Origin of the sequence: Streptomyces sp. TRM64462 (assembly GCF_013362995.1) — a bacterium.
Lineage (GTDB): Bacteria > Actinomycetota > Actinomycetes > Streptomycetales > Streptomycetaceae > Streptomyces.
The window spans coordinates 1-13,223 of sequence record NZ_JABWDV010000327.1; the positions used below are offsets into that span (position 1 = coordinate 1).

At 67.9% G+C, this 13,223-nt stretch carries 8 protein-coding genes; 4 read left to right on the forward strand and 4 right to left on the reverse strand.

Annotated elements, in window-relative coordinates; genetic code table 11:
- Positions 1 to 201: 201 nt before the first annotated feature.
- Positions 202 to 1,230 (forward strand): LacI family DNA-binding transcriptional regulator, encoded by a 1,029-nt coding sequence (locus HTZ82_RS16490; RefSeq protein ID WP_175410148.1) that lies wholly within the window; start codon positions 202 to 204, stop codon positions 1,228 to 1,230.
- Positions 1,231 to 1,289: 59 nt separating this feature from the next.
- Here the strand turns inward: HTZ82_RS16490 and HTZ82_RS16495 are convergent, their stop codons facing one another.
- Positions 1,290 to 2,471 carry a methyltransferase domain-containing protein gene (locus tag HTZ82_RS16495; protein ID WP_175410149.1) on the reverse strand — a complete coding sequence of 394 codons (1,182 nt, stop codon included), beginning with the start codon at positions 2,469 to 2,471 and terminating at the stop codon, positions 1,290 to 1,292.
- Between the two features lie 840 nt (positions 2,472 to 3,311).
- Positions 3,312 to 4,517: a helix-turn-helix domain-containing protein gene (locus HTZ82_RS16500; protein WP_175410150.1), complete on the reverse strand. Its 1,206-nt coding sequence runs from the start codon at positions 4,515 to 4,517 to the stop codon at positions 3,312 to 3,314.
- Positions 4,518 to 4,633: 116 nt separating this feature from the next.
- Between HTZ82_RS16500 and HTZ82_RS16505 the strand changes: the two genes are divergently transcribed.
- Positions 4,634 to 5,110, forward strand: coding sequence for an NUDIX hydrolase (locus HTZ82_RS16505; RefSeq protein ID WP_175410151.1), 477 nt, complete (start codon positions 4,634 to 4,636; stop codon positions 5,108 to 5,110).
- A gap of 708 nt (positions 5,111 to 5,818) precedes the next feature.
- Here the strand turns inward: HTZ82_RS16505 and HTZ82_RS16510 are convergent.
- Together HTZ82_RS16510 and HTZ82_RS16515 are read right to left on the reverse strand one after the other, a co-directional pair.
- Positions 5,819 to 6,130, reverse strand: coding sequence for a hypothetical protein (locus HTZ82_RS16510; protein ID WP_175410152.1), 312 nt, complete (start codon positions 6,128 to 6,130; stop codon positions 5,819 to 5,821).
- A 29-nt stretch (positions 6,131 to 6,159) separates the two neighbouring features.
- Positions 6,160 to 9,579 (reverse strand): ALF repeat-containing protein, encoded by a 3,420-nt coding sequence (locus HTZ82_RS16515; RefSeq protein WP_175410153.1) that lies wholly within the window; start codon positions 9,577 to 9,579, stop codon positions 6,160 to 6,162.
- 442 nt (positions 9,580 to 10,021) lie between these two features.
- Between HTZ82_RS16515 and HTZ82_RS16520 the strand changes: the two genes are divergently transcribed.
- Positions 10,022 to 10,534, forward strand: coding sequence for a hypothetical protein (locus HTZ82_RS16520; RefSeq protein WP_254711904.1), 513 nt, complete (start codon positions 10,022 to 10,024; stop codon positions 10,532 to 10,534).
- Between the two features lie 158 nt (positions 10,535 to 10,692).
- Positions 10,693 to 12,831, forward strand: a complete 2,139-nt coding sequence (locus HTZ82_RS16525) for an FG-GAP-like repeat-containing protein (RefSeq protein ID WP_175410154.1) — start codon at positions 10,693 to 10,695, stop codon at positions 12,829 to 12,831.
- The last annotated feature ends 392 nt before the right edge of the window (positions 12,832 to 13,223 follow it).

A 13,223-nucleotide genomic window follows, 5' to 3' on the forward strand; every position in this document is an offset into this window, starting at 1 on the left:
GGGAGCGCTCCCATAACCGAGGGTCAGCCGACGGCCCTCCCTGGGGCCGGGGAGCCCGGCACGGCCTAGGGAGTGTCCGGCGGATCATGGCGGCATCGCGGGGCCTTCGCCTCGGCGGTTGGCCCGCGGCCCAGGCGTGATCCGCCGGCACGACCTAGGGTTGGGCTGCAGCGGTGGGGCGCGGATGGGAGACGTGGCGCGATGGCGGTGAACGGACGGCAGACGGGCAGGCCCACGCTGGAGGAGGTCGCGGCGCGGGCGGGCGTCGGCCGGGGCACGGTGTCCCGGGTGATCAACGGCTCGCCGCGGGTGAGCGACCGGGCGAAGGCCGCCGTCGCGCGCGCCATCGCCGAGCTGGGGTACGTACCGAACCGCGCGGCGCGGGCGCTCGCGGGCGCGCGGACGGACGCCGTGGCGCTGGTGATCCCGGAGACCGAGGCGCGGCTCTTCGCGGAGCCGTACTTCCTCGACATCATCCGCGGCGTGAGCGCCGAACTCGCGGACGCCGACAAGCAGTTGCTGCTCACGCTGATCCGCTCGCGCCAGGAGCGCCAGCGCTTCGAGCAGTACCTCGCGGCGCAGCGCGTGGACGGTGTCCTGCTGGTGTCGGTGCACGCGGACGACCCGCTGCCCGATGTCGTACGGGACCTGGCGATCCCCGCGGTGCTCAACGGGCGCCGCTCGGAGGCGGAGCCGGTGGCGTACGTGGACTCGGACAACGTGGGCGCGGGCCGCTCGGCCGTGGACCACCTCGCGGGCCGGGGCCGGCGCCGTATCGCCACGATCACGGGCCCCCTCGACATGTACGTGGCCCGCTGCCGCCTCGACGGCTACCGGCGGGGGCTCGCGGCGGCGGGGCTGCCGCTGGACGAGGACCTGGTGGCGTCGGCGGACTTCACCGAGGACGGCGGCCGCCGCGCGATGCGTGAGCTGCTGGCCCTCCGCCCCGACCTGGACGCGGTGTTCGCGGCGTCGGACGTCATGGCGGCGGGCGCGCGGGCCGCCCTGCGCGAGGCGGGGCGCCGGGTCCCGGACGATGTGGCGCTGGTCGGCGTGGACGACTCGGCGGTGGCACGGCACATGGACCCGGCGCTCACGAGCGTGCGCCAGCCGATCGAGGAGATGGGCCGCGTCATGGCCCGCGTACTGCTCCAGGACATCGCGGGCGCGGAGACGGAGCCCAGGCAGCTGGTGCTGCCGACGGAACTGGTGGTCCGCGACTCGACGTGACGCACCCGCTGCTCCCGTCGGCGGCGCCGCCGCGCGCCGCCGGGCTGCACTGCCGCCGCTCAGCCGAGAACGGGCACCCTCCGGTCCGGGCGGTCGAGCCACGGCCGGTGGGCGCCGTCCGGCGTGATCGTCAGGCCGAAGGACTCAGGGCCGGGTGTGCCGGCCATGCGCCACCAGAGGTGGGCCGCCTCCACTTCGCTCCACAGCCGCCGGGGCCCGTACTCCCACACGGTGAACCGGTCGTCGCTCCGGCCGTCCCAGTCGACTGCGGCCCATGAGGTGGCGTCCGTGGTGGCGAGCCAGAGACGGGAGGCGACGCCTTCGACGTCCGGGTTCTCGTGCCAGGTGTGCCAGACGTCCCGGAGTTGGAGGCCGATGGCGAACTGGGCCGCCCAGTCGTCGCCCGTCACCGCCCACGGCGACAGGGTGGTTTCCGACTCGTCGGGGACGTGCTCGTCCCGCACGACGTCGCGGAAGATCCGCAGGTCGGTGCGCTGGGTGCGCATCAGCATGAACGCCGAGTGCGGGTGGAAGCGGCCCGAGGCGCCGCCCTCGCCATCGACCACCAGGCGCAGGAGCCCGTAGCAGAGCCAAGGCGACTCCCACGGGGTGAGGATCGCCCCACCGGGCCGGGTCTGTCGGAGCCAGGCGTGCGGTACGTCCCGCACCGAGCAGGTGGCTATGACCCGGTCGAACGGGGCCCCGTCCGGGTGGCCGGCGGCGCCGTCGCCACTCACCACCCGCGGCTCCAGGTCCACGCCCTTGAGGTTCTGGGCAGCCTGCACCGCGAGGTCGGGGTCCAGCTCGATCGTGGTGACGTTCTCGGGCCCGAGGCGGTGCGCGAGCAGACCCGCGTTCCATCCGGTCCCGGTGCCGATCTCCAGCACGTTGTCGCCGCTGGACAGCTCCAGCATGTGCAGCATCCGCAGCACGATCGACGGGGCCGACGCGGACGAGGAAGCCCAGCGCGCCTCCTCTCCGGGGTCTTCACCGTCGTTGATCTGCGTCACCACCGGGCCGTCGGCGTACGCGGCCCGAAGCCACGTCTCGGGTCCCGTGGTTCGAGAACACGGCTCCAGGCCATCACCGACGTAGATCCGGTCCGGCAGGAAGGCGTGACGGGGCACCGCCCACAAGGCCCTCTCCCAGGCCGAGCCGACCGGGTAGGGCAGTGTCTGGTTGAGGGTGCCGAGCAGACCGCGCAAGGCGATCTGCTCAGCCGCTTCCATGTTCCTGGTCATCGAGGCCGCACTACTTCCCGTGCTTCGGCGTGGAGGTGTCCGGCGACGGCTTGGACGTACCGGGGTCCTTCCCACCCGAGTGCTTCCCGTCGCCACCGCCGCCGCCCTTGCCGGTTCCCCATCCCATGTCCTTCTCCCTCGTGTCGTCGTGCCAATGAAGTAGTGGTGCAGGAACCCGCCCCGAACCCCCAGTCCGGACAGCGCGCTCCCAGTCCCGGTAGACCCGCACTCGTTCGCGAACCGTCACGGGCGGCAGGTCAGCGAACGCCACCCTCCGGTGACGCCGCCCCGGGCCCACAGCCCGCAGATCGATCACCGGGCGGCCTGTGCGGTGGCTGAACGGCACCCAGTCCCCCACCCGCAGCTCGCCCGGCATCCGGTCAGCCGTGCCCGGCCGGGGAGCGGGCGGAATGACCCACGGGCGCTTCACGAGAGCCACCCCGCCTTCGCGACCGGCCGCAACGTCCGCGCCGCCGTCGACGGCCGACCGCCGCAGCGGGGGCAGCCACAGGCAGGAAACCGCATCGGGTCCGCCAGAATCCGCACCGGGTCACCCTCACGAACCGCCGTCGTCTGCTCCCACGTACGGCCCGAGTCCCGAGACACCCGGATCGTCATGAGAGTCCGCTGCTCAGCGCCCAGGTCACCGGCCTTCATCGGCAGTACTCCGGAGAGTCGTCCGAAGCACAGGCGGTTACCGCCGCGTGCTTGTGTACGTCCACGAGTCGACCTTCCTCACCAAAGGTGCGCGGGTTCGAGGGGAAGACCGTAGAGGCCCGACAGGGGTCGGACCCGGAAGAAAATTCCGGATCCGGTCCTTTGCGCTGCTGATCTGTTCGCCTACCGCAGGGCGCCCAGGTTCACGGCGAGTTCGCGCACGTCGCGCCGCTTGCTTCGCTTGTGGAGACGGCGCGCCAGGTCCCGGGCGAACTCGTGAGCCCGCATCTGCTCAGGCGCTCGCTGGTAGGCGCGCTTCAGGTGGTCGGCAGCGTCGTTTGTCCTGCCAACTTCGGCGTAGGCCCGCGCGACGTCCAACCGTGCACGGGCCCGCCTCTCCACCGGTACGGTTCGGCCGGGTCGGAGTCCGGGGGCGATGTCGACAGCGCTCTGTAGATCCTCGAATTCCAGGGCGAGCGCGAGGCGGTGGATCTCGACGTTCGTCGGACCGAAGGCCGTCCACATCTCGTTGGCGTCAGCGCCGAGCCGGTCCGCCGCGCGCGTCGCCTTGGCCATCATGTCGTCGGCCGACGACCGGTCGCGCAGGCGAGCAGCGGCCACTGCTCCGTTGAGGTGCAGCGTCCCGTAGAGCGACAGTGACTCCGGGGATGCTTCCCACCACCCCCGCGGAAGACCGTCGGCGGCGCGCAGGGTGACGTCCATGGCTTCAGCCGCCATCCCGGCACCGAGTTGGACGTGCGCGACGCAGCGGCGTAGCGCCAGGATGACAGCGGGATCGTGACTCTCACCTGCCGCGATGTCCCCTTGATCGGCAGCCACCCAGGCGAGGTTCGTCTCGCCCAGCTTGCGAAGCAGAGTGGCGGTGACGTGGCAGGTCAGGGCGAAGAGCCGCAGCGCGCGAATCCGGCTGTTCCCAGTGCTGTGCTCGTGCGTGACGAGACGTGCGTCGGCCAGCAGGGTCGGAAGGCGCGATGCGAGTTCGGCGTACTGGGACGACTGGTAGAGGCTCCAAGCCTCGTCAACCTCCACCGCCAGGCGTTCGAGTCGCAAGGGCTCACGGTCGTCGTACAGCGCACCGGCCAGCAGCCGAGACTGCATGAGGGCGGCCCGGATCGCGGGGACGTCGGCCCTGTCGTCCTTCTGATCGCCCAGTAGGGCCGGGCGCCCTTGCAGGTCCTCCACGTGCACGCGCAAGGCTTCGGCGAGGTCGGCCAGCATCTTCACGCTGTTCACGGGGATGCGGCCGGCTTCCACGCGGTACACCCAGTCTTCCGAGCGGTTCAGCAGCTCCCCGAGCTGCCACTGATGCAGCCCACGACGTTCCCGGTAGAAGCGCACCCGCTTACCGAACGGCAGATGGTCCGTCATCCCACGCATTGTGTGCCCCCTCACTCCGCTGAGCCGAGTGTCACACGGCAGCCCCGGCAGGGAGAGGGCATCGGCCAGGCCCAGACCCGCTCGGATGAGGGCAGTACGCTCGGCGCATGTCCGAGAACGAGCAGGAACAGCGGATGGCGCGACCGCGCATGGCCTCTGGGGCGGTGTTCTTCGACGCCGAGGGCCGCGTCCTGCTGGTACGTCCCTCCTACAAGCCCATGTGGGAGATTCCCGGCGGGTACATCGAGACGGGCGAGTCCCCCTTGGCGGCCTGCCGACGTGAGGTCGAGGAGGAACTGGGCATCACGCCGACGATCGGCCCTCTCCTGGTCACCGACTGGGCACCGAGTCCCGCCGAGGGTGACAAGGTCCTCTACGTTTTCGACGGCGGAGAGCTGAGCGCGGACGAGGCCGCGTCGATCAAGCTCGCGTCCGATGAGTTGCTGGCCGCCCAGTTCCATCCGGTAGCGGCACTCGATCAGCTTCTGATCCCGAGACTCGCCCGCCGGGTGAAGCAGGCCGTCGCCGCCAGGTCCCACGGCCGCACTGTCTACCTTGAACATGGCGAACAGCCATCCGCGTAGGCGACGGGCGAGTGTCCCGCCTGGTACACCGAGCGTGCCAGACTCCGAGCAGCGCGGAAGCGGACGGCGTGATCAACGTCCCACTTCTCGGCGGGCCCGGCTTTCAAGATCTGGCCCCTGCGTGGACCAAGCCGCCGTCGCGAGCCACCTACGGCGCCAGGCTGGCTGTTCCTCAGCCCTGGCGGGCTTGCGGTGCCTTGATGGAGTGGCGGCCGCCGTGGCGACCGGCGGGATGCCGGGGGCACGAAAAGGAGGAGCGCGACTGAGCCCGGCGCGGGATTGCTGGAAACACACGCGTGTCTGCCTAGTTGGCAGCGGGGCATCGTCGTGGCTGACTCTCCGTGTGCAAGTGGAGAACGGGCCGTGTGAGCCACGGAGGCCCCGAGTAACCCCCTGACGCACGAGGACCCTGGTCCGGCGAAGGCGTATCGGGGTCGTCGGGGCTGGAGTCGTTCAGGCGGTGATCTCGGTCGGGGCAGTGGCTGGCGGGCGTAGCCGTAGATACGGGTTTTGGGTCTTTCTGGCCTGCTCTTTTGCGGCGACTCCCGGGGCGGTGGTGACAGGAGTGCAGCCGGTGCACGAATGTCCGTGGAGATGTGCAGTGGGGACGAAACGCCCAGTAAAGCCACAAGGGTGCCGCCGGAAGATCCGGCGGCACCCTTTCGCATCCCCCTATCAATGAGGCAGGAGCGGAAAGCCTCTGCCCACTCAGACCGAATATGGAATGACCTGGTCAGTCTCGGTCCTGAGATCGAAATAGCTGACCGTCCAGCTCGGACCGAGTTCCTTTGCGATTTGACGCGAGATCATCTCTCCGGCTTTGGCGAATTCCTCTTCGGCTTCGGTGGACGGGAAGGCGGAGGAAGCCGGATCGTCCCAGTCGAGGATTTCATCGAACTCGGCGGCCCACCTGGATATACGCTCGATCAGATTGGCATCCAATCCCAGCCGCGAGTCTTCCGGTGACAGGTTCTCGTTTTCGTCGGTGAGCCAGAGCGGGTGAGATCCGTAGTCGGCCATGACTCGCAGATTGCGAGATCTAAGTTCTTTCACGTGCCCGCTCCTCTCATGTTGGCGCCCACAATGAATCCATTACTGCCCGTGGTTACAGCTACTTTATGGGTCTTGCCCTTATATGTCAACTCATAAATGGGTCGGCCGGTCCCACTTCCCTGATGCCCGATAACCTTCCCTTCCGTGACTGCCTTCATGACGAAGGCTGGAATGTCGTCTTCAGGGATCCCCGCGCGTATGAATTCGTCACCATGTTTCATGACGTGCCGGAGTCCGGCTTTGGAGTTTCCAAGTTCGAGAAAGACAATTCTGCCGTTGGCGTCGCGCGCAGTGGCTATGACTTCTTCCCGGGTGAACTTCGTACCGTTCGCCGCAAGTTCGTCCAAATGCTTTGCGTCGGCGGTGACGCCTGCGTACGACCGTAGCCTTGACGCATTGGTCAAGGCCTTGATGGCATCTGCGCCCTCCTCGGTGAGCTTGGCTCCCTTACCCACTGGCAGGATCATCGCCAGGGCTACGGCGCACTTGGCGAACGCAGGATTCTGCACGCAGTCGATGGCGTCGTTGATTCCGAGGAATTCCCATGCCATCTCTTTCATCATCGGGTCGATGGGCGTGGGATCGATGGGCTGGCCAGCCAGTGCGCAGAGCGGAAGGGAGTCCCGCGAGGGGTGCATGTAGCAGGGTGGCTTACTCTCGCGCTCTCGTTGCTTTTTGCGCTGCTCTTCCGCAGCGCGGCGCGCTTCGGCCTCTTCGGCCAGGCGCTTCTTGACCGCGTCCTGCATTGCCTGCGTGGCGAAAGCCTCGGCTTCCTTTACGCTGCTCCCTGCGTCCAGAGCAGACTGACGGGCTTCGTCAGCTGATTCCTTGGCAATAAACGCCGAGTTGCTTGCGTATTGTGCGGAGAATTCGGCTTGGGCTGCGGATTCTTCGGCGGCGATGGCGTCTTGTTCGGCGCGGTTGGCGGCGTTGCGGGCGGTGGTGGCTGAGGTGGCGGCTTGGGCGGCGCTGGTTGCGGCGTCGTCTGCGGCCGCGTCGGCCTGGTCGGCGTAGTCATCCGCCTGGTCGGCGCTCTTCTTCGCTTCGGCTGCTGCTGCTGTGGCTTCGCCGGAGGCCTGGTTGGCCTCGGCTGCGGCCTTTGCTGCGAGCCAGCGGTTCTGCTGGGCCTTGGCCGCGATGACGCCGCCCTCGGCGATGAGGCGTTCGACTTGGGCGATGTGGGCGTTGGCGAGCTGGTCCTTGCGGTCGGCCATGTACTGGCCGGCCTGGACGAAGGTGTGGAGCTGGTCGGCCGGGCCCGTGAGCGCGATCTTGGCCGCGGACTTGAGTTCGGGTCCGCCGCTATTGAACAGCTGGGTGGCGGTTACTCGCTCGTCGGTGTTGCGGGCGGCATATTGGCCGTTGTTGAGGAAACCGAGGAGTGCCTGGTTGCTGCCGTTCTCGAGCGCTGCCTTGGCCGCTTCCTTGACCGAGGTGCCACCAGCGTCGTAGATCCTGGTGACCTCGACGCGGTAGTCGGTGTTGGCGGCCGTGTGCCGGCCGGTGGTGTAGAAGTCTCGGATCTGCTGGTCGGTGCCATTCAGTACCTCGGCGGCCGCGATACGCACGGCTTCGTAGGGACTGGTCGAGGCGATGTCGGAGACCTGCTGGCGCATCTCGTTCTGAACTGCCTGGCCCCGTCCGGTGCGCAGGTATTCCAGAACATCGGCATCGCTGCCGGACAGTGCTCGTGCAGCGGCGTCTTGGCGCCAGGAGCCGAAGTACTTCAGCGCCCTCAGCGCAACCTCGCGCCCTGCATCGGCGATGGCTGTCTGGTCGGCGTCCGGCTTGGCAAGCTCGGCGGCCAGGCCCTTGGCATCGTCCTCGATTGCTTTGCCCTCCACCACGGAGTTGGAGAGCTCCTTGGTGAAGGTGTTCGCGACGGCCTTGTGAGTCAGCGCGCTCTCGATGGACGCGGCGGTGCGGGTGCTGAGATCTTCGGCCTCCGCCTCCCGGGCGATGTCGAAGGTCTTCTTGGCAGTGGCCACCGCTGCCGTGGCCGCGTCTGCGGCAATCTTGGCGGCATTGGCCTGCTTGGTGGCCTCCGCGGCATGGTTCGTCGCCTCACCGGCATGCTCGGCCGCCTCATCGGCAGCCTCCGCAGCATTCTCGGCGTGCGTGGCGGCCGAGTTAGCCGCGTCACGGGCCTCGTTGGCGGCGGTGGCCGACTTACGGGCCAGCGCCTCGGCCGCGTTGGCGGCCCGGTCGGCCTCGTTCGCGTGCCGACGGGTCTCCGCCGCTGCGGCCCGCGCCTCGGCCGAGGATGCCCCGGCCGCATCCGCGTAACCTGCCGCCTTATCGGCCGCGTCGGCCGCCGCATTCGCGTTACCGCTCGCGCCGCGGGATGCCGCCACCGCCTCAGCAGCAGCCAGCGACGCCTTGCTGGCTTGCTCGGCAGCCTTCGCCGACTTCCGGGCGAGCGCTCCCGCATCCCGCGCGGCCTTCGCCCGGTCCCGCGCGGCCTGAGCCTGGTCCGCGTCCTTGCCCGCTGCGATCGCCGCATTCGAAGCCCGGGTGGCCGCATCCGCCGCAGCTGCAGCCGCGTTCGCCGTCTGCGCCGCAGCCAGCGCGGCGATCCGCGCCGAGCGGTTTGCAGCATTGGCCGCACCGATCGCCGTCTGCGCAGCCTCCGCGGCAGCACGCGCGGCGTCTGCGGCCTGCTTCGCCTTCACCGAAGCACGCTTGGCATCGTCCTTGGCGGCCTCGGTCTCCGCAGCCGCCTTCTGGGCCGCTTGCTTGGCCAGCTCCGCGGCCGCGATCGCCTTCCCGGAAGCCTCCTGGGCCGCCTTGGTCGCATCCTCAGCCTGCTTGCCCGCCTTTTCCGCCTGCTCGGTGAGCTGCGCGATGGTGGCGTGTTCCTGGTCGCGGTTACGCGCCACGAACTGCCCGACCTCAACGAACTCAACCACATCGGCCGGCGTGCCGAGCAGCGCGAGCCTGGCCGCAGCCTTCACATTTGGCCCACCGCTGCTGTAGAGCCTGGTGACCGTGACCCGGTCGTCGGTCTCCCGCGCCTTGTACTGGTCCACCTCAAGGAACTTCTTGACGTCCTCGGGCGTGCCCTGCAGCGCAGCCGTACCAGCGTCCTTGACCGCCAGGCCACCGAGATTGACGACCCTCGTGGCCTCCACTCGCATGTCCAGTTCATGCGGGGCCTTCCACCCGCCTTTCAGGAACGACTGGACGTCCTCCGGGGTGCCCTGAAGCGCCTGCTTCGCCGCCTCCCGCACTGCCAGACCGCCCGCGTTCAGTACACGAGCGACATCCACCCGATCATCAACCTGCTGAATCGCAGACTTGTCCGCGAGAAAGGTCCGGACGTCGTCATCGGTACCGAGAAGCGCCTGCTCGGCCGCTTCCCTGACGCCGACACCACCGTAGATCCAAGCCTCAACAGCCAGCTCTCGACCCGACATCGGCGGAATGCCGCTGACGGCGTCTGCGACAGACGGGGACGCTCCCAGCAACTCGGCCGCGAGCGCTGCGGACAGCACCGTCGCACACATCGCCCGTGAGGCGAGGACCCGGGACGCTGACCTGCGTCGAACTCTGGAGGGCCCTCTCGAACCTATAGATCGAAGTCGCTGCTTCACTCAACTACCCTTCTTAGAATAATCCACAATTCCACCCAATTCGCCCATATGAAACAAATGTCCGCTTCTGATCTTCCTGTTGCAGTAAAGTGACGCGGCGGCAGATTGCCGGCTGCTAACAGGCTTGACGCGACAACAGGCACCCCCCTCTCGCGTGAGCAAGTAATGGGAGTACTTCACATGGATCTTACATATGCTTTACTTCAGCCAACTGGAGAGCCCTATTTGTTTTGCTCCCAGTCGTCTTACTTCTTGAGAGGATCCCATGGCGATAACCCGTGTCTGGAAAATGCTTCTGATCGGGCTCACTGTGGCCATTGCGGCGGGCTTCGGCGCCACCGCCTTGGCCGCTCCTCAGACCGCCACCGCCGCACCCCGTGCGGCCGGTGACATGCCCCTCGCGGTCGAGGACTTCAACTACCCGGGCGCTGACAAGGTCCTCGCGGAGCGCAACATCACACTGAAGCGCGGCGATGGACACATCGTCCTCACCGACATCACCGACGTCGGCCAGTGCCTCGCCGACTCCTCGAACCTGCTGGTCGAGTCCTTCTTCGGCAAGTTCTGCTTCAGAGCCAACGCCACGACCGGCTACCTGACGCTGGAGCTGCCCAAGGCCTTCAGCCTGTGGACCGGAGACCAGCCCGTCCAGGCCACCCTGACCGCCGAGGGCGAGGAAACAGTCGTCAACGCGCCCGCGAACGACCTCACCGCCGTAGGTGTCGGCGGCGGCACCGACCAGCAGTCCACCCTGGTCGAACTGCGCCTCAAGGGCTGACCGGAGGAGGCCGGCCCCTGCGCTGCGCTCCCTTCTCGCGCAGGCCAAGTCCTCCGCACGCGACGGGCCGACGTACCTCTCTCCCCGCTCCCCGCGCGACGACAGGCGGGTAAGCCCGTCCTCCGATCCACCTGAACCACATGTCTAAGGAAACGAAAGTGCCTGGAATACGTCCACGTGCCGCCGTGGCAGCGAGCCTGACGGCCGCCGCCGTGGTTGTCGGTACGCTCACCGCACCCGCACAGGCCGTCACCGGCGGTGCTGCCGCTGCCGGGGTGTACGCGTTCACAGCGAGGATCGAGATCGGCGACGGCGAAGACACCAAGCGCGCCTGTTCAGGCGCCCTCGTCGATGCCCAGTGGGTCTTGACCGCCGCGTCCTGCTTCACCGGCGGCCTCACCGAACTAACCCCCGGCAAGCCTGCCGAGAAGACGGTCGCCACCATTGGCCGCACCGACATCACCACCGCCGACGGCCACGTCAGCGAAATCGTCGACTTGGTTCCCCGTGTGGGGCGCGACCTCGTCATGGCCCGCCTCGCGCAGCCCGCGACCGGCATCACCCCGGTCGCCATGGCCACCACTCCGGCTGCCCAGAACGACTCGGTCACGGTCGTCGGCTACGGCCGTACCAAGACGGACTGGGCTCCCACCAAACTCCACACCTCTGCCTTCGCCGTCAACACGGTCGGCGAGACCGAGGTGAACATCGCAGGCAAGACGGTCAACGACGCCATCTGCAGGGGCGACACCGGAGCACCCCTCCTTCGCGACAAGAACGGCACGCCGGAACTCGTTGCCGTCGCCACCCGCTCTTGGCAGGGCGGCTGCTTCGGCCAGGACGCAGCCGAGACCCGCAACGACGCCATCGCCGCGCGCGCCGACAACATCAAGCTCGGCAACCGTCTCACCGCCGGGCAGCAGTTGCTTCCCGGCGACAGTCTCGTCTCCGCGGGGGCCCGTCTGACCATGCAGACGGACGGAAACCTGGTCATCGCGTCCAACGCCGGCAAGACCCTGTGGTCCACCGGAACCGCGGGCAACGCCGGTGCCACGGCCGAGTTCGATACCAGTGGCAACCTGGTCGTCCGCAACGCTGACGACACCACCACACTGTGGCGGACGCAGGTCACCGCCGCCGGGGGTACGGCCACGCTCACCGACCGCGGCAACCTGGTCGTCTACAACACCAAGGCCGAGTCCCTGTGGTCCAGCAACACCGTCGTCCGCAACGACATCAATGGCGACGGGCGCAGCGACATCGGCGCCTGGTACGATTTCAGCGCTGGTACGGACGCCACGTACACCTTCTTTGGCCAAGGCGACAACGGCGCACTCAGCGGACCGTTCAAGTCCTACGCCGCACCTGTGGGCGAGTGGGACGCAAGGTACATGAAGTTCGTCTCCGGTGATTTCAACGGCGACGGCCGCGGTGACACTGCGATGCTGCGCGGCTACGGCGACACCAGCGTGAAGGCGTTCGTCGCCCTCGGCCAGAGCGATGGTGGCTTCGCCACCCCCATCCAAGCCTGGAGTTCGCCGGCAGGCGGTCCCTTCCACTACAGCTACATGACGCCGCAGGCCGGTGACTTCGACGGCGACGGCCGCGACGACATGGCCGTCTGGTATGCCGGGGCCGACGGCACCACCAAGCTGCACACGTTCACCACCAAGTCCAACGGCACCTTCAACACCCCGGTCGCCTCCTGGTCCGCACCCAAGGGCACGTGGCTCCGCACGAACACGAAGTTCGTCACCGGCGACTTCAACGGCGACGGCCGCGAGGAACTGGGCGTCTACTACAACCAGGGCGGCAACGGGATGAAGACCTACGTCTTCACCACCCAGCCGGGTGGCACGTTTGCCAGCCCCACCCCGTGGTGGGAGACCACGCTCAAGTGGGACCAGGCCATCCCGCAGGCCGGTGACTTCAACGGCGACGGCCACGACGACACTCTGATCTGGTACGACTACGCCGACGGCAGTGACAAGACCAGCACCATGCTGTTCGAAAAGGTCGACGGCAAGAACAAGTTCGGCTCTGCCAAGCTCACGCTCAACAGTGCCGGTGGCCTCGACGTCAAGCGCCTGCAGATGTCGGTTGGTGACTACAACGGCGACGGTCGCGACGACCTCGCCATCATGAACCACCAGAGCGACAATGTAGTGAAGATGTGGACGTGGACTGCCCGACCCGACGCCCTCTTCAACGGCGCCCAGGCCGGCTGGGCATCCAGCCCCGGTGCCTGGGTCTACAGCTCCACCAAGCTCATCAACACCTACAACACCGGCAACTAGTACTCCAGCAGGATTTCGGTGTCTGACCTGGTCTCTCGCCGGGTGGCGGGAGTGTAGCGGTACTTCGATCGTGCGGGGGCGGTCTCACGGAGACCGCCCCTCGATCGTGCGACAACGCCGCAGGTAGTGACAGCGGCGGGCGACTGCTCGGCGTCGGCGGCGCCAGTTCGATCGGCTCAGCGCGTGGTGTCGTCCTCGGTGTCCGTGCAAGTGCGGGGGCCGGGGACGACAAGCTTCCAGGGGTCGCCGAACCTCCGCCACGGTGAACTCGAAGGCCCGGGTGTCTCACCGGTTCCGCCCCTTTTTCCCAAGTCTGGTGTGCCGTGGCGGCCAGGAAGGCGTGCGCGAGCATGGCCAGAGTGATGTGCCGCGGTCAAGGGGACGCCGCTGGA